The organism is Streptomyces sp. NPDC003284 (assembly GCF_053589675.1).
In genome coordinates this window covers 225,099-242,648 of sequence record NZ_JBSFSI010000003.1, presented here as the reverse complement: position 1 = coordinate 242,648, position 17,550 = coordinate 225,099, and the positions used below count along the sequence as shown (strand labels likewise).

At 70.1% G+C, this 17,550-nt stretch carries 11 protein-coding genes; 2 read left to right on the top strand and 9 right to left on the bottom strand.

Annotated features, from left to right (window positions below; all coding sequences use genetic code 11):
• Positions 1-114 precede the first annotated feature (114 nt).
• From ACWDYF_RS08145 to ACWDYF_RS08125, 5 genes are all read right to left on the bottom strand, one after another.
• On the bottom strand, positions 115-1,077 hold the full coding sequence (locus ACWDYF_RS08145; RefSeq protein ID WP_389462757.1) for an anti-sigma factor family protein: 963 nt from the start codon (positions 1,075-1,077) through the stop codon (positions 115-117).
• Entirely contained in the window at positions 1,074-1,805 is a 732-nt protein-coding gene (gene sigM, locus ACWDYF_RS08140) for an RNA polymerase sigma factor SigM (protein ID WP_389462758.1), read from the bottom strand. Before sigM ends, ACWDYF_RS08145 begins: the two co-directional genes overlap by 4 nt.
• Before the next feature lie 26 nt (positions 1,806-1,831).
• Positions 1,832-3,559, bottom strand: a complete 1,728-nt coding sequence (locus ACWDYF_RS08135; RefSeq protein WP_018566226.1) for a protein kinase family protein — start codon at positions 3,557-3,559, stop codon at positions 1,832-1,834.
• A gap of 116 nt (positions 3,560-3,675) precedes the next feature.
• Positions 3,676-6,135 (bottom strand): murein biosynthesis integral membrane protein MurJ, encoded by a 2,460-nt coding sequence (murJ, locus tag ACWDYF_RS08130; RefSeq protein ID WP_389462759.1) that lies wholly within the window; start codon positions 6,133-6,135, stop codon positions 3,676-3,678.
• Between the two features lie 45 nt (positions 6,136-6,180).
• Positions 6,181-8,703 carry a DUF6049 family protein gene (locus tag ACWDYF_RS08125; protein WP_389462760.1) on the bottom strand — a complete coding sequence of 841 codons (2,523 nt, stop codon included), beginning with the start codon at positions 8,701-8,703 and terminating at the stop codon, positions 6,181-6,183.
• A 258-nt stretch (positions 8,704-8,961) separates the two neighbouring features.
• Between ACWDYF_RS08125 and ACWDYF_RS08120 the strand changes: the two genes are divergently transcribed.
• Positions 8,962-10,407, top strand: a complete 1,446-nt coding sequence (locus ACWDYF_RS08120; protein ID WP_389462761.1) for a CCA tRNA nucleotidyltransferase — start codon at positions 8,962-8,964, stop codon at positions 10,405-10,407.
• Between the two features lie 113 nt (positions 10,408-10,520).
• Here the strand turns inward: ACWDYF_RS08120 and ACWDYF_RS08115 are convergent, their stop codons facing one another.
• From ACWDYF_RS08115 to ACWDYF_RS08100, 4 genes are all read right to left on the bottom strand, one after another.
• Positions 10,521-11,030 (bottom strand): LppU/SCO3897 family protein, encoded by a 510-nt coding sequence (locus ACWDYF_RS08115; RefSeq protein WP_381738890.1) that lies wholly within the window; start codon positions 11,028-11,030, stop codon positions 10,521-10,523.
• A gap of 127 nt (positions 11,031-11,157) precedes the next feature.
• Positions 11,158-12,420: an MFS transporter gene (locus ACWDYF_RS08110; RefSeq protein ID WP_389462762.1), complete on the bottom strand. Its 1,263-nt coding sequence runs from the start codon at positions 12,418-12,420 to the stop codon at positions 11,158-11,160.
• Between the two features lie 108 nt (positions 12,421-12,528).
• Positions 12,529-13,611, bottom strand: coding sequence for an inositol-3-phosphate synthase (locus tag ACWDYF_RS08105; protein ID WP_381738894.1), 1,083 nt, complete (start codon positions 13,609-13,611; stop codon positions 12,529-12,531).
• A gap of 43 nt (positions 13,612-13,654) precedes the next feature.
• Complete coding sequence (locus ACWDYF_RS08100) at positions 13,655-14,338, bottom strand: PadR family transcriptional regulator (protein ID WP_018566233.1); 684 nt, start codon at positions 14,336-14,338, stop codon at positions 13,655-13,657.
• A 399-nt stretch (positions 14,339-14,737) separates the two neighbouring features.
• Here ACWDYF_RS08100 and ACWDYF_RS08095 point away from each other — a divergent pair, with 399 nt between their 5' ends.
• Entirely contained in the window at positions 14,738-17,470 is a 2,733-nt protein-coding gene (locus ACWDYF_RS08095; protein WP_389462763.1) for a transglycosylase domain-containing protein, read from the top strand.
• The last annotated feature ends 80 nt before the right edge of the window (positions 17,471-17,550 follow it).

Sequence of the window (17,550 nt, the reverse complement as noted above, 5' to 3'; positions counted from 1 at the left end):
CCAACGGATCCTAAGGGGCGTGCATTCCCGGTGTCCTCGGGCACACGGAGGCGCCCGGACAAGGCGGAAGTACGGAGGGCGGCGATGGGATGCGGCGTCTTCGGGAATCCCTGCTCAGGAGCGCGTGTAGGTGTGTGACAGCAGGACCCGGGCCGTGATGGCGGGATCGTGCACACAGGACGCGTCCACGACATAGGCGGTGACCCGGGAGCTGGCGCCGGAGGGGTCGGACAGCACCACCAGATAGGCATCCCGGCCGGCGTAGAGACCCGGCTGCGAGGCGAGAGGGGCGCCGGTGCTGTCGATGCCCTGGCGGATGCAGGAGGGGACCGCGACGGTCGGGTCGTCCTTGAGGATGTGGGGCTGCTCGGCACCTGGGCTGGTGCGCGTGGTGGCGCCTGGTTCCGCACCGGTGTCCGGACCGGCGTCGGTTCCGAAGCTGTGCGGGGCGTGGGTCGTGCCGTGTGTCTTCGGTGTCCCGTCGAGCAGGCTGGTGACCTGACGCGCGAGGCTTCCCTCGGAGAAGGTCTGTGCGGAGGTGCCCGACCGGGCAGAAGCCGCTGTGTCGGCGTGCTGGTCGTCGCTCTGAGAGGTCAGGACGACCGTGGCGACTCCGAGCGCGGTGACGGTGAGAGCGGCGCTCAGGACGGCGATCCCGCGGCGCACACGGCGCGGGCGCGGTTTACGGCCGGGGCCGGTCCGGGACGTGCGGACGTTGCCGACCGGGCGGTCCGCCGTGGGAGGTGCCGATGTTTCACGTGAAACATCGCCGCTTGTTTCACGTGAAACATGGCGGGCGCCACCGGTGATCTTCACCTCGGGGGCGGCGGGGTGGGGCTCTGCGGCGAGAGCGGCGTCGATCCGGTCCGCGATGTCGCTCGGCATGTGGTGCGGTGCCGGGAGGGTGCCGAGCAGGCTCCGGATCTCGTCGAGCGAGGCCCGGACGTCGGCGCAGTCGGCGCAGGTGCTCAGATGCCGTCGCAGATCCTCCGCCCGGGAAGGAGCGAGCAGTCCTTCGGTGAGGTCGGAGATCTCCGAGACGTCCGGGTGCCCGTCCGTGTCCGTCGTGGCAGTCACGCTCGCCCACCTCCGCCCTTCACCGCAGCTGAATCGCCTGGCTCGCCGTTGCGCGTCTCCCGGTCCGGAGGACTCGCTGCCAGTGGGACGGATGCACCCTGCGTCCGGTTCCGTCCCGGGCCCGGCTCCTCGCCGGCCTCGGCGCCGGAGCCGTTCGGCCGGAGATGGGTGAGCAGAGGGAGGAGTCTTGCTCTGCCCCGGGCGCAGCGGCTCTTCACCGTGCCCACCGGCACATCCAGGACGCGAGCAGCCTCGGCGACGGGATAGCCCTGCATGTCCACGAGCACCAGAGCGGCCCGCTGGTCGGCCGGGAGTGTGCCCAGCGCCTCGATGAGCTGCCGCTGCACGTCGTTCCGCTCGGCAGGCGCGGAGGCCGACTCGTGCGGCTCCAGGAGCTGCTCCAGGCGCTCGGTGTCGTCCACCGGTGAGGTCTTCCGTGAGGCCGCCTTGCGGACCCGGTCGAGGCAGGCGTTGACCGTGATCCGGTGCAGCCATGTGGTGACGGCCGACTGCCCGCGGAAGGTGTGGGCGGCCCGGTAGGCGGAGACGAACGCGTCCTGCACGGCGTCAGCGGCCTCCTCGCGGTCCCCGAGCGTGCGCAGGGCGACCGCCCAGAGCCGGTCACGGTGACGCCGTACGAGCTCACCGAAGGCGTCGTGGTCACCCTCCACATGGCGGGACAGGAGGTCCTGGTCGCTCGCGTCGTGGTAGGCGCTGTCGTCCGCCATCGGGCCCCCTCCCCCTCGGTGCGGCGTCAGCCGGCGAACTTCACTTCGGTGATCGCCTGCTTGTAGCCGGCGGTGCTGTACGTGTTCGCGTCGGCACCCGAGTAGGGCATGGCGGTGATCCAGACGAGGACGTACCGGGTCTTCTCCGGCTTGGCGGTCTTGACCGTGACGGTGGCGCCGCTGGTCGTGGCGTCCCCGATCTTCCGCATCGACTCCAGCGACCCCGGCGACAGGGACCCGGCCGCGTACAGCTCGACCGTGGTGTGGTCACCGCTGTAGAGGAGACCGGCGGACGCCTGACTGAGGTTCTGTTCCGAGCCGAGGTCGTAGACGATCCCCACACCGGGCTTGAACGGTGCGAGAGGCGGGCCCTCCATGAAGGTGCTCGTCTTCCAGTACGTCGACGGATTGCCGTCGTACGTCTTGCCGACGTCGCCGGGGTGCTGTGCGTCCCCCTTGGCGATGAACTCCTGCGCCCCCTGGACGGGGAGGGGCCGGAGCGGCTTCGGCTGCTGCTTGTCCTTCTTGTCGCTGCCGTCCTGCGTCTGCGTCTGGCTGTCCTTGGTGGACCTGCCGCCCTGGTCCATCAGGGCGTCGGCGAGCTGCCAACTGCCCAGCCCCAGCGCGGCGATGAGCAGGGCGGAGACGGCCCACTTCAGGGCCTTGCCGGTCCGGCTCTGGAGCGGGGGCGGCGGGGCCGGCACCGGCTGGGTGACGCCGGGACGCGGTGCCGGGCGCCCGTACGTGCCCTGCTGGTACGACGTGCCCTGGTACTCCGGCGGTGCGGTGAAGACGGGCTCCGGCGGGCGGATCCGCGGCATCTCACCGATCGCCTTCACCAGCTCCTCCGGCGTCGTGCACGGAGACTCATGACGCGAGGCGGTGGCGCCCTCGTTGACCAGGGCGCGCATGGCCAGCTCGGACAGACCGCGGTGGACGCCGGCGCGGACCTGGTCCGGCGGGATGAGGCCGACGGCCTTGGGCAGGCCGGACAGCCCGTAGGCGTCGTTCTCGTACGGCCAGCGCTGGGTGAGCGCGGCATACAGCAGCGCGCCGATCGCCTCGGTGTCGGCCCGCTGCGGTGTCTCGGAGCTGATCCCGCGGAGCGCGGCGTTCACGGCGAGGCCGCGGATGCGCCACTGACCGGTGGAGGCACGGAGCACCGCGTTCGGGTTCAGGCGCAGATGGGCCAGGCCCTCGCGGTGCGCGACGGCCATGGCGGAGGCGACCTGGCTGACCAACTGGTAGGCGTCGTGCGGCTCCAGCGGGCCGGTGGACAGCAGGGTGGTCAGTTCGGTGGCGTCGGGAAGCCACTCGTGGACGACGTAGACGAGGTCGTTCTCCTCGACGGCGTCGAGGACCTGGACGAAGCGCGGGTCCCCGAGCAGCGCCGAGGAACGGGCCGCTGCCAGGACCGAGCGGGCACGGGAGTGGTCGGCGGGCAGGATGTGCACCCCGACGGCCCGGCGGAGTTTCTCGTCCACCGCGCGCCAGCTGCTGAATCCGTCCAGACGGGTGACGCACTCCTCCAGGCGGTAGCGTCTGGCCAGTTTGTGACCGCTGTGCAGTTCGGGCGGTGAGGCCTTCTGACCGGGACGCTCGGTCCCGCCGCTCCCCTGCGCCTCGTCGTTGTCCGTGTCCCGCTCCCGGTTCTGGGCCACGCCGTCGGCCGTGGACTGGTCCGCCTCGGCGGTCAGCGGTTCGTCACCGCTGTTGTCTGCCACGTCGACGGCAGCCGTGCTCCGTTCCGCCACCGTCGCTCCTGCCTCCCCATCCATCGCGCTGTCCGACGCCGAAACCAATTGTGCCCACAGTCCGGCGCTATGCACGACACACGGCGGCGGACGATGGTTGTGCGCCTACCCCCGCCTCAACGTCCCAGCCGTCCGCGGACCATGCCCACGAGCGAGTTCATCTCCTCGATCCGCATGCGGCGGGCCGCGACGAAGAAGATGCCGAGCAGCAGCAGACCGCCGGCCAGCAGCGCGGCGAACGAACCGGCGACGCCCTGGCCCAGCAGATGGCTGATCTCGTAGCAGGCGGCACCGCTGACCAGCGCCGCCGGTACTGCGGCGATGCACAGCCGGGCGTACGTCCGCAGGACGCGGGAGCCGTCGAGGTCGCCGCCGAGCCGCTTGCGCAGCCTGCTCCAGGCGACCCCCACGCCGATCGCGTAGGCGAGGCCGTACGCGGCGGCCATGCCGATCACGGCCCAGCGGGCCGGCAGCACGAAGTAGCACACGGCCGAGGCGCCCGCGTTGACCGCGGCCACGATGACCGTGTTGTAGAAGGGCGTCCGGGTGTCCTCGTAGGCGTAGAAGGCACGCAGGACGACGTACTGCACGGAGTAGGGGATGAGGCCGAGGGCGAAGGCCATCAGCATGAATCCCATGTTGGTGGCCTCGCCGGTGCCCGAGGAGCCGAAGATCAGGGTGCACATCGGGATGCCGAGCGAGAGGAACCCGAAGGCGATCGGCACGATTGCGACGGCCGTGGTGCGCAGCCCCTGCGAGATGTCGTCGCGGACGGCGCCGGTGTCGTCCTCGTGGGCCGAGCGGGAGATCCGCGGCAGCAGGGCGGCCATCAGGGAGACGGTGATGATGGCCTGGGGCAGGCCCCAGATCAGCTGGGCGTTGGCGTAGGCGGCGAAGCCGACGCCGTCCACGGAGGACTGCTTGCCCGCCGCGGTCGACAGCCGGGTGACGATGATCGCGCCGGCCTGGTTGGCGAGGACGAAGAGGATGGTCCACTTGGCGAGGCTCGCGGCCTTCCCGAGGCCCTGCCCCCGCCAGTCGAAGCGCAGCCGCAGCCGGAACCCGGTCTCCCGCAGATACGGGATCATCGCCAGCGCCTGGACGATGAGACCGAGCAGGATGCCCGCACCGAGCAGCCGCTGGCCCTCCGGCGGGATGCTCGCCACGCCCATGCCGGAGTGGGCGGCGGTGCCGTACACCCAGATGAACGTGCCGAGCGTCACGATGATGACGATGTTGTTCAGGACCGGGGTCCACATCATCGCGCCGAACTTCCCGCGCGCGTTGAGGACCTGCCCCATCACCACATGGACGCCCATGAAGAAGATCGAGGGCACGAAGTAGCGGGTGAAGGTGATGCCGACCTGGTTGGCCGCCGGGTCGCCCGCCACCGACGGGGACAGCACCCGGATCAGGAGCGGCGCCGCGACCACCGCGAGCACGGTGAGCGCCCCCAGCGCCACCATGACCAGCGTCAGCAGCCGGTTGGCGTAGGCCTCGCCGCCGTCGTCGTCCTCCTTCATGGCTCGGACGAGCTGCGGGACGAAGACCGAGTTGAGGCCGCCGCCGACGGTCAGGACGTAGATCATCGTCGGCAGCTGGTAGGCGATCTGGAAGGTGTCGCCGAGCAGGCCGACGCCCAGTGCCGAGACGATCATCGCGGAGCGGATGAAGCCCGTGAGCCGGGAGACCATCGTGCCGGCCGCCATCACGGCGCTGGACTTGAGCAGCCCCGACGCCTTGCCGCCCTTCTTCGCCGCCGGGGCGGCCGAGGGGGCGGGGGCAGGCGCCTCGGCCACGGTCCGGGTGGCGCCCGGAGCCGGGGCGTAGGGGCCCATCGGGCCCTGACCGGCGGCCGGGACCGGCGCGGGACCGGGGACGGACGGCGGCTCGGGCGGCGCCGGGTACCCGCCCATGCTCTGCGGGGCCTGGTAGTCCTGCCGCCCGGCCGGGTAGCCCTGCTGGTCCGCGGGCGGGTAGCCGTAGCCCTGCTGGTCCTGGTAGGCGGGCTGCCCGGGGGCCTGGTAGCCGCTCTGGCGGGGGTCGTAGCCGTACGGCCCGGCTTCCTGCTGGTTCGGGTGGGCGGACTGCCGGGGGTCCTGGGGGTAGCCGCCCTGCTGCTGGTCGCGGAAGAGGTGCGCGAAGGCGTCCGGCTCGTGCTGCTCCTCGGCGGAGTGGCTGACCAGATCGTCGACGCCCACGAACTGCGTGGTGCGGGGATCCTCGCCGTACGGCAGGTACTGGGTGGTGCCCGACGGCTCGGGCGGCGGGGTCTGGGCCCAGATCCGTGGGTCCGGTGGGTACGGGGAGGGCGGTGGGCTGCCGTACAGCGGCTGCTGCGGCTCGTACGTGCCCGGCGCTGGTGGCGGGTGCGCGGCACGGTCGTACAGCGCCTCGCCGACCGGGTCCTGGGCGGTGAGGTCCTGCTGCCGGTACGGGTCCTCGGCGTAGGCGTCCTGGAGGTACATGTCCGCGGGCGGCTGCTGCGGCACCTGGCCGTGCTCGGACGGCGGGGTACCGGGGTGGCCCGAGCCGCCCACGGCCCGGCCGTGGTCAGGGTCGTACGGCGCGTTCATGGTTACCCCACCTCATCGTCCCGGGCCCTCCGGGCCACGACATCCTCAACGGTCCACTTTCTCACCCGTGCCGGACGGGTCGGCGCTTTCGGATGCGGTGTCCGGTGTCGGGTCACTCGGCTGCTCCCGGTCTGCTGCGGGGGACCGGCTGCCCGACTCCTGCGTGAGACGTTCCGCGGGGCCCGCGGGGTTCTCCGGTTCGCTGTTCTCCGGGTCACCCGGTTCCCGGCCGGTCTCGGCGGAGCCGTCGGGGGCGGGAGAGCCGCCGGAGCCGCCGTCGCCGCGGCCGGGACCGTCCGCGCCGTCCGCTCCGGTGTCCCCCGGTCCTTCTGCGTCCCCTGTGGCCTGCGCGTTCTCGCCGTCCTGCGGCTCCTCCCCGGCCGCCGCGCGCTTGCGCTGGGTGTACATGCGGAAACCGGCGAGGACGAGCAGCAGCACACCGCCGCCGATGACCAGCATGACGGTGGCGGTGACCTCGGTGACCTTCACGTCGAAGCTGACGGGCGCGCCGTACTCCTGGCCGTCCTGCGTGTACAGCTGGGCGACCACTGTCACGGGCCCGTTGGCGTTGGCCGACGTGGTGAACTTCACGGACTGGCTGTGCCCGCCGGAGACCGCGATCGGCTGCTCCGCGTACGCCTTGCCGCCGATCTTCAACCGGGTGGGGTTGGACGAGGTGAGCCGCAGCACCAGGTGGTCGACGCCCTGCACCAGGTTGTTCTGGACCGTCACGGGGATCGTCGCGCTGCGGCCGGAGAGCTTGGTCTCCGACTTGTCGATCAGTTTGACCTCTTCGGAGAGGTCGTCGAGGTAGGCCTTCACTCCGTCGCGGAAGCCCGCGGCCGTCCTGTCGCGGCCGCGCCAGGACGTGGACATCTCGCGGTTCATCGCGCGTCCGAAGGGGGTGACGACCCGGGACTCGTCGGTGAGCACCACCGCGAAGTTGTCGACCTTGTTCTGGGTGTCGGCGATCTCCGTGAAGGCCGGGCCCCGCAGCTCCCGCTTGCGCAGCGACGAGGGGTAACGGGACGCCGATGGAACCTTCGTCGTGGCCTTGGGGTCCGGATCGGCCTTGGCCGCGCCGGCCAGATCCTGGGACTGGGACCAGGTGCCCTGCTGGAGGGCGAGCAGGGCCTGGTACATGGCCTGTGCCTGGCTGGTGCTGGGCATGCGCTGCGGGGCGACGACGATGCTGCGCTGCTTGCTCGTCTGACCGTTGAGTTCGAGGCTCTGGGCGAGGAACTGCTGCACCGCGAGCGTGCTGGCACCGGCCTGCGACAGATCGCCCTCGAACGCGGTCGACAGGCGTGCGTCCGCGACGACCGCGGTGGTGCCCTGGCCGATGGGCCGGGCCGCGGACGGCGTGTAGGTCATGCTGTCCGGCTCTTCGAGGCTGTCGCTGCGCGCGATGACCTTGTCGGCTCCGGCGGAGGTGGCGACCCGGATGATCGACGGATCGACGGCACCGTTCACCGGCCAGGCGAAGTCCGTGGCCGGTTTGACGTGGAGCACCGTCTCCACCGTGCTGGCGGCGACGTCCGTGGCGTCCTTGAGCAGGCTCAGGGTGCCGGAGACGCTGGTGCCGCGGTGGGCGAGCGCCGCGAGGTCCGGATCCGCGAACGGCAGCGCCACGACCTCCTTGCCCGCCACCGCCTGCTGGAGCTCGGCGAGCCACTGCTTGGCCACCGCCTGGTGGGTGCCGGCGACGGGATCGGCGCCGGGGTCCGTCCGGATGCGGTAGTTGCGGGTCATGGCGTCGACGGACGCCAGCAGGTCCGGGTCGATCACCCAGGTGACGTCGAGATCCTTGCCCAGGGTGAGCATCCGCTCCAGCCGGCCGCCCGGAGCGAGGTCCTTGGCGAGGTCGTCGTTGAGGAACACCGGTGTCTGTACGGCGCCGGGGCCGGTCTCCGCCGTCATGTGGACGGTGGAGACGAGGGGCCACAGGGCGGTCGTCTTCGTCTTCACGGACGCGTCGGAGGGCTGCCACGGCAGGAAGGTGTGCTGGATGCCCAGGACCTGGTCCCACCGCTGGGCGGACGTCTGCCCCGACAGCGAGACGGAGAACTCGTAGACGCCGTCGGCGCCGAGGTCCAGCTTGGCGGCCGGGACGGAGATGCTGAAGTGCTGCGCGACGCCGGGCTGGAGCGCGGTGAACTTCTGTGTGTACTTGCCGCCGATCTCCGAGCCGTCGGCACCGGGCTCGAAGTCGGTGCGCTGTGCCACGGTGTCGATCTCGGAGCGGGTGTCCAGGAGCGGGCCCACCCGCAGCCCGACGTGCGCGTCGGTGACCGGCTGCTTCCCCTTGTTCGTCACCGTGCCCGACACGGTCACCGTGTCTCCCGCGGAGGGGATGCTGGGGCTGAGGGAGTCGAGGGACACCGCGACGGTGCGCGACCCGGAGACGGCGGCCCGGGGCGCTTCCTGGCCGGAGGCGTGCGCGGCCGGGGCGGAGAGCTGGAGCAGACCGGCCAGCAGCGGCGCCCCGGCGAGCAGTGCCCCGGTTCGCCGCAGCCAGCGGCGGGCAGGTGAGGGACTGGTCCCCAGGAAGTCTGCCGCCTCGGCCACGCGCTCGCCCGTCCCTCGTCGTCAGTGGTCGTCGGAATGTGCGTCCCCGCATGGTAACGAGACCTGCGGAGCGGAAGTGCCGCGGAGGCGGCCACAAGATCGCCGGGAACCCTGGGCGCGCCCTGGATATCCGCGTATCCGGGGATGCCGTTCGTTACATCACGATGGGACGGTCTTGAACGGGTAAGCAAGGGGGCGTCCCCGTGCGCGCACCGGAACGACGCGGCCGGGCCGCCTGGGCACGTACCCTCTTCTGTTGTGCCGAACGCCAACGATGACACTCCCCCTGCCCTGAGCCAGGTGCAGCAGCGCGCGGTCAGCGAGCTGCTGCGGGTGGCCCCTGTCGCCGACGACCTCGCGTGCCGTTTCCAGGAGGCCGGGTTCTCGCTCGCTCTGGTCGGCGGGTCCGTCCGTGACGCGCTGCTCGGCCGACTCGGCAACGACCTGGACTTCACGACGGATGCGCGTCCCGAGGACGTACTGAAGATCGTGCGGCCCTGGGCGGACGCCGTGTGGGAGGTCGGGATCGCCTTCGGCACGGTCGGTGCGCAGAAGGACGGCTATCAGATCGAGGTGACGACCTACCGGTCCGAGGCGTACGACCGCACCTCGCGCAAGCCCGAGGTGGCGTACGGCGACTCCATCGAGGAGGACCTGGTCCGTCGGGACTTCACCGTGAACGCCATGGCCGTCGCGCTGCCGGAGAAGAGGTTCATCGACCCGCACGGCGGCCTGGAGGATCTGGCGGAGCGAGTGCTGCGCACCCCCGGCACCCCGGAGGAGTCCTTCTCGGACGATCCGCTGCGGATGATGCGGGCCGCGCGCTTCGCCGCGCAGCTCGACTTCGAGGTCGCCCCCGAGGTCGTCACGGCGATGAAGGAGATGGCCGGGCGCATCGAGATCGTCTCCGCCGAGCGGGTACGGGACGAGCTGAACAAGCTGATCCTCTCCACCCACCCGCGCAAGGGCCTGACCCTGCTCGTCGACACCGGGCTGGCCGACCGGGTGCTGCCCGAGCTGCCCGCCCTCCGGCTGGAGCGGGACGAGCATCACCGGCACAAGGACGTCTACGACCACTCGCTGATCGTTCTGGAGCAGGCGATCGACCTGGAGGAGGCGGGTCCCGACCTCACCCTCCGCCTGGCCGCCCTGCTGCACGACATCGGCAAGCCCCGTACGCGTCGCTTCGAGAAGGACGGCCGGGTCTCCTTCCACCACCACGAGGTGGTCGGCGCGAAGATGACCAAGAAGCGCATGATCGCCCTGAAGTACTCCAACGAGCTGGTGAAGGACGTCTCGCACCTGGTCGAGCTGCATCTGCGCTTCCACGGTTACGGCACCGGCGAGTGGACGGATTCGGCGGTCCGCCGCTATGTCCGCGACGCCGGTCCGCTGCTCGGCCGCCTGCACAAGCTGACCCGGTCCGACTGCACCACCCGGAACAAGCGCAAGGCGCTCGCGCTGTCCCGTGCGTACGACGGTCTGGAGGAGCGCATCGCCCAGCTCCAGGAGAAGGAGGAGCTGGACTCCATCCGCCCGGACCTCGACGGCAACCAGATCATGGAGATCCTCGGTGTCCCGCCCGGTCCCGCGATCGGCCGCGCCTACAAGCACATGCTGGAGCTGCGCCTGGAGCACGGCCCGATGGAGCACGATGCCGCTGTGGCGGCCCTTCGGGAGTGGTGGGCCCAGCAGGAAGGCTGACAGCGTGGAGGTCGTGTTTCACGTGAAACATGACCTCCGCGGCACCCGGCCATGACGAAGGGGCGGTGTTTCACGTGAAACACCGCCCCTTCGTCATGCTGCCGAGTCAGGCGTTACTTGGCTTCCTTCAGGCAGAGCACCACATCGTGGCCGCCGCCGTACTGGACGTAGGAGATCGTCGCGTCGGTGACGGTCTTGCACTTATCCGTGTCGGTGGAGCCGTCGAACTTCTCGACCACCTTGTACTGGGCGTTGGCGGACGAGCAGTCGACCTCCTTGAGGTCGGCCTTGGTCATCGTTCCGTCGTTGTGCATGCACGAGCCCACCGAGGTCGTCTCCGCGTCGTCGCGGGTCAGGAACCAGCCCGCGCCGAACTTCAGGAGAGCGATGATGACGGCGACCACGATCACACCGATGATGCGGATGGCCTTCTTGCCCAGACGCTTGCCGGCCGGTGCGGGCGGCGGCACCGGCGCGCCCTGCTGCTGGGGGAAGGGGGCGTACGGCTGCTGCGGCGGGTAGGGCTGCTGCGGGACTCCCGGCTGACCGGGCTGCTGCCCCATGGGAGCGGTGGGGGCCTGGGCGTACGGGTTCTGGCCCTGGGGCGGCGGCGGAGTGGTCACTTGGGGATCCCCCTAGAACATAGGCACGATGACGCGAACACGGCGTCGAAATAAGACGCACGTAAGCTACAGGCCCCCACTGACATCCCTGTACTTCCCAGGAGACTCTGTGTCTTTGATGTGACAGTCAGCGGTGTTCAAACCGGGCCATAGCCGCCGCAACCCCTCCGTAGATCACGGCAATCGTGATGACCAGGACCGTCGATCGGCCGTCCGGAGGCAGCATCAGCGCCGCGACGGCCGCCGCGCCGACGAAGGCGACATTGAACAGCACGTCGTAAACGGAAAAGATCCGGCCGCGGAAGCCGTCCTCGACACCGGACTGCACGACCGTGTCCGTGGCGATCTTCGCTCCCTGGGTGACGAGCCCGAGCACGAAGGCCGCGACCAGCAGCGGACCCGTGGCGAACGGCAGCCCGAGAGCGGGTTCCAGCACCGCGGCGGAACCGGCGCACACCGCGATCCAGCGCAGGGGGCCCAGCCAGCCGGCGGCCCAGGGAGTGACCAGCGCTGCGGCGAAGAACCCGGCCCCGGACGCGCCCAGCGCGAGACCGAGCAGGCGCAGCCCCTCGTCCGCGTGCGCGGACAGGCCGTAGCGGCACAGCATCAGCACCATGACCGTCAGCGCGCCGTAGCAGAACCGCATCAGCGCCATCGCGCCCAGAGCCCGCGCCGCCGCCCGGCGCGGCGGCGCGGCGAGGTGCCGTACACCGGCCAGCAGGCCCCGCGCGGTGCCGGTCAGCGCGGCGCCCAGCCGGGGCGGCGCCGGGTCGCGGTCGGGGCCGAGGAGGTCGCGGGCCATCAGCAGGGACGTGAGGGCGGCGCACAGATAGAGGACGGCGCCCAGCAGCACCACGGCGGCGTCCGAGTCGGCCCCGGCCAGGCGCAGGGCGAAGGCGAGGCCGCCGCCCCCGAAGGCCGCGAGGGAGCCCGCGGTCGGCGACAGGGAGTTGGCGACGACCAGCCGCTCGGCGTCCACCACCCGCGGCAGCGCGGCGGACAGGCCCGACAGGACGAAGCGGTTGACGGCGGTGACGCACAGGGCGGAGGCGTAGAACAGCCAGTCGGCGGCGCCCGCCGCCATCAGCACGGCGGTGGCGGCGGCCAGCACCGCGCGGGCGAGATTGCCGTAGAGGAAGACCTGGCGGCGCCGCCAGCGGTCCAGCAGCACACCGGCGAACGGGCCGACCAGGGAATAGGGCAGCAGCAGCACCGCCATCGCCGAGGCGACGGCGGCGGCCGAGGCCTGGTGCTCGGGGGAGAAGACGACGTGGGCGGCGAGCGCGACCTGATAGACGCCGTCGGCGCCCTGGGAGAGCAGCCGTATGGCGAGCAGCCGTCGGAAGCCCTGCTGGCGCAGCAGGACGCGCAGGTCACGGACGACGGCCATGGGGCACAGCCTCACATACGCGAGGGTCCCCGGGGCACAGACGGGAGGGTCCCCGGGGCGATCGCCTCGGGGACCCTCTCAGCCCTGGCAGGAGCGTTCAGCGTGACGTCAGCGCTCGACGTCGCCGCGGATGAACTTCTCGACGTTCTCGCGGGCCTCGTCGTCGAAGTACTGGACCGGCGGGGACTTCATGAAGTACGAGGACGCCGACAGGATCGGGCCGCCGACGCCGCGGTCCTTGGCGATCTTCGCGGCGCGCAGGGCGTCGATGATGACACCCGCGGAGTTCGGGGAGTCCCAGACCTCGAGCTTGTACTCCAGGTTCAGCGGGACGTCACCGAAGGCGCGGCCCTCGAGGCGGACGTAGGCCCACTTGCGGTCGTCCAGCCAGGCCACGTAGTCGGACGGGCCGATGTGGACGTTCTTCTCGCCGAGGTCCCGGTCGGGGATCTGCGAGGTGACGGCCTGCGTCTTGGAGATCTTCTTGGACTCCAGGCGCTCGCGCTCGAGCATGTTCTTGAAGTCCATGTTGCCGCCGACGTTCAGCTGCATCGTGCGGTCCAGGATGACGCCCCGGTCCTCGAACAGCTTCGCCATGACGCGGTGCGTGATGGTGGCGCCGACCTGCGACTTGATGTCGTCACCGACGATCGGGACGCCCGCCTCGGTGAACTTGTCCGCCCACTCCTTGGTACCGGCGATGAAGACCGGGAGGGCGTTGACGAAGGCGACCTTGGCGTCGATGGCGCACTGGGCGTAGAACTTCGCCGCGTCCTCGGAGCCGACCGGCAGGTAGCAGACGAGGACGTCGACCTGCTTGTCCTTGAGGACCTGGACCACGTCGACCGGAGCCTCGGCGGACTCCTCGATGGTCTGGCGGTAGTACTTGCCGAGGCCGTCGAGGGTGTGGCCGCGCTGCACCGTCACACCGGCGGAGGGCACGTCGCAGATCTTGATGGTGTTGTTCTCGGAGGCGCCGATGGCGTCCGAGAGGTCCAGACCGACCTTCTTCGCGTCTACGTCGAAGGCGGCCACGAACTCGACGTCACGCACGTGGTAGTCGCCGAACTGCACGTGCATGAGGCCCGGGACCTTGGCCGCCGGGTCGGCGTCCTTGTAGTACTCGACGCCCTGCACCAGCGATGCGGCGCAGTTGCCCACACCGACGATGGCTACGCGAACCGAACCCATTCCGGTTGCTCCCTGTGTGTACTGGTGAAGCCCCGACGGGACCTCACGTGGCGGTGTCGCCGGGCGTATCCGGCCGGGAAGGGTCCCCGGTCCGGGGCAGGCCGCCCGTCGCTCCATTGGTGGTGTCCTGCTGAGCGGTCCCCCCGTCGGCGGAACCCTTGAGGTCCCGCCCGGCCCGCTCACTCTCGATGAGCTCGTTCAGCCAGCGCACTTCGCGCTCCACGGACTCCATCCCGTGGCGCTGGAGCTCAAGGGTGTAGTCGTCGAGGCGCTCCCTGGTGCGCGCGAGGGAGGCGCGCATCTTCTCCAGACGCTCCTCCAGCCGGCTGCGGCGGCCCTCGAGCACGCGCATGCGCACATCGCGCGAGGTCTGCCCGAAGAAGGCGAAGCGCGCGGCGAAGTGCTCGTCGTCGTACGCGTCGGGGCCGGTCTGGGAGAGCAGCTCCTCGAAGTGCTCCTTACCTTCTGCCGTCAGCCGGTAGACGATCTTCGCGCGGCGCCCGGCGAGCGGGGCGGCGAGGGCGTCCTCGGTGGTGTTCCCCGGTTCCTCGGTCAACCAGCCGTTGGCGACCAGCGTCTTGAGGCAGGGATACAGCGTCCCGTAACTGAACGCACGGAACACACCCAGCGACGTATTGAGCCGTTTGCGCAGCTCATAGCCGTGCATCGGGGACTCGCGGAGCAGGCCGAGTACGGCGAACTCAAGGATTCCGGAACGCCGGCCCATCGTCGCCTCCTCTCTGCCGCGACCCGGTGCCGGCTCATGCCGTACCGGGTGCCGTGACGGTCTTTATGTCGCGCTGATGTATCGACTCGATACATCCAGACGATAGAACGACCCCGCGTGTGCGACAAGGGGGGACAGGGTGAACGGGATCACATCACTGTTTCGTTGCAGCCAAGTTGCCTGATTTGGGGTGAACTTCGGGACCCGGTGGGTTTTGGCGGTGCGTAGTCTGTCCGCCATGCACGACACCGGGAACCTAGCGACGCATGGGGACGTCCTTGTCCCTGGTGCAGTACGGGTGGAGGCGCGACCGGCCACATCCGTACGTTCGGGGGGACCGGAAACCAGCCGCTGTTTCCAGGCGCGCACGGGTGCGCCTGCCCGAGGAGTAATCGTTCGATGAGCGAGCACCGTCGCAAACCGCCGCAGCCGCAGGGAGGCGGACGTGCCGCGGCCCGACGCGGCCAGTCCGGCTCGTCCTCCGGCCGCCGCGCGGCACCGCGAGGCGCCAACGGATCTTCAGCCGACTCCGATGGGTCCACCTCCGGGTCCACGTCCCACGGGTCGGGCTCGTACGGCGCGGCACAGGAGGGGCGCCCCTACGGCGGCCGGGCCGAGGCCCGCCGGGCGGCGCAGCGCGGCGGCCGGCGGCGCGGAGGCGGGCCCGGCGGCCCCACCGGCCCCGGACGCGGCCAGGGCCGGACGGCTCCGCCCGCCAAGAAGCGGTTCATCGACTACCCGCGCGTGGGCAAGTACGGCTGGCGGCGCTGGATGCCGTCCTGGAAGCTGGTCACCGGGCTGTTCATCGGCTTCGTCGGCAGCCTGGTGGCGGTGGCCGGCATCGGGTACGCGATGGTGAGCGTCCCGAACATCCAGGAGACCGCGACCGCCCAGAACAACGTGTACTACTGGGCCGACGGCAGCGAGATGGTCCGGACGGGCGGCGAGATCAACCGCCAGATCCTGAGCAACTCGGACATCCCCAAGAACATGCGCAACGCGGTCATCTCGCAGGAGAACAAGACCTTCGAGACCGACAGCGGCATCGACCCCAAGGGCATCACGCGCGCGCTGCTCAACATGGCCCGGGGGCAGCAGACCCAGGGTGGGTCCACCATCACCCAGCAGTACGTCAAGAACGCGATGCTGAACGACCAGTCGCAGACGATCTCCCGCAAGTTCAAGGAGATCTTCGTGTCGATCAAGGTCGGGACCAAGGTGCCCAAGGACCAGATCATGGCGGGGTACCTCAACTCCTCCTACTACGGTCGCGGGGCCTACGGGCTCCAGGCGGCGTCCCGGGCCTACTTCAACAAGGACGCCAAGAACCTGGACGCCGGCGAGTGCGCCTTCCTGGCGGCGGTGCTCAAGGGCGCCACGTACTACGACCCGGCCGGGGCGACGTCCATCGACCCGTCGGCGACGCCCCAGGCCAACACCAAGCGCGTCATGAACCAGATGCAGGACACGCTCAACAAGATGGTCGAGTACGGGCATCTGAGCTCCGCGGAGCGGGACAAGTACCGGTCGCTGCCCAAGTGGCAGAGCCCCCGGTCGAACACCCGGCTGAGCGGCCAGGTCGGCTATCTGGTCGACCTCGCCAAGGCCTACGTGATCAACAACACCGGCATCACCGCGGACAAGCTCCAGCAGGGCGGCTACCAGATCCACACGACCTTCGAGAAGGACAAGGTCGACAAGCTGAAGGCCGCGGTGGAGAAGGTCCGGAAGAACAACATCGACCCCAAGAAGCGTCCGAAGTACGACACGCACGTGCAGTTCGGCGGCGCCTCGGTGGACTCGAAGACGGGTGCCATCAAGGCGATCTACGGCGGTGAGGACTGGACCAAGCACTTCACCGACAACGCGGACGCCACCGGTGCGCAGGTCGGTTCGACGTTCAAGCCGTTCGTGCTGGCGGCGGCCATGCGTGACGGTGTCCGTGATCCGGACGGGGGCGAGAACCAGGGGGGCGACGAACGCACCCTTGTCTCCCCCAAGAGCCGCTTCAGCGGCAAGAACAAGCTCAAGATCAAGAAGTACGACGGGACCGTCTGGAAGAACGAGAAGGGCGAGGAGTGGCTCCAGACGAACGACGACAACGAGTCGGTCGGTACCGCGCCCAACTACATGATCGATCTGCGTGAGGCGATGCGGCAGTCGGTCAACACCGCCTTCGTGCAGCTCGGCATGGACGTCGGCCTGGACAAGGTCGAGAAGGCCGCGCTGGACGCGGGCCTGAAGAAGGACAGCCTGACCGGCACCACCTTCCCGTCGTTCTCCATCGGTATCTCCGACCCGAGCGCGATCCGCATGGCGGGCGCCTACGCGACGTTCGCCACCAGCGGGAAGCAGAACGAACCGTTCTCCGTCGTGAGGATCGAGAACCAGGACGGGCCGGTCTTCGAGCACAAGAGCGCGACCAAGCAGGCCTTCGAGGCCAACGTCGCCGACAATGTCACCGACGTCCTGAAGACCGTGGTCGAGAAGGGCACCGGTACCAACGCCCAGCTGCCCGGACGGGAAGTGGCGGGCAAGACCGGTACCACCGACGGCAACAAGTCGGCCTGGTTCGTCGGCTACACCCCGCAGCTGTCCACCGCGATCAGCATGTTCCGGCTGGACGACAACGAGAAGAACAAGTCGCGCACGTTCCTGGAGATGTACCACACCGGTGGCCAGGACAAGATCCATGGCTCCTCGTTCCCGTCCGAGATCTGGCACGACTACATGATGGAAGCGCTCAAGGGCCAGACCGCGGAGAAGTTCCCGACGCCCGAGCCCATCGGTGAGATCGTCAACGCCGCGCCCAGCCCGACGCCCACTCCCACGGCCACCCAGACCGAGGAGAACAGCCCCTCCCCGTCGACCACTCCCAGCAAGCCGGAGAACAGCCCGGTCGCGCCGCCGCCTCCGCCGTCGCCCACGCAGACGCACTGCAACTTCTGGGGCTGCGACGACATCGGTGGGCAGAACGGCAACAACGGCGGCAATGGCAGCAATGGCGCCAACGGCGGCAACGGTGGCGATGGAGGTGACGGCGGCGACGCCGGTGGACCCGGCGGCGGGGGCGATGCGAACGGAGGCACCGGCACCTCACCTTCGCCCACGAAGTCGTCGTGGTGGCCGTAGAGACGGTGACACAGCGGCTGGAGCCGCCTCGTCGCCGCCGTCGGCCATGAGCCGGGGCGTCGCCCCGCCGGACCGTTTCA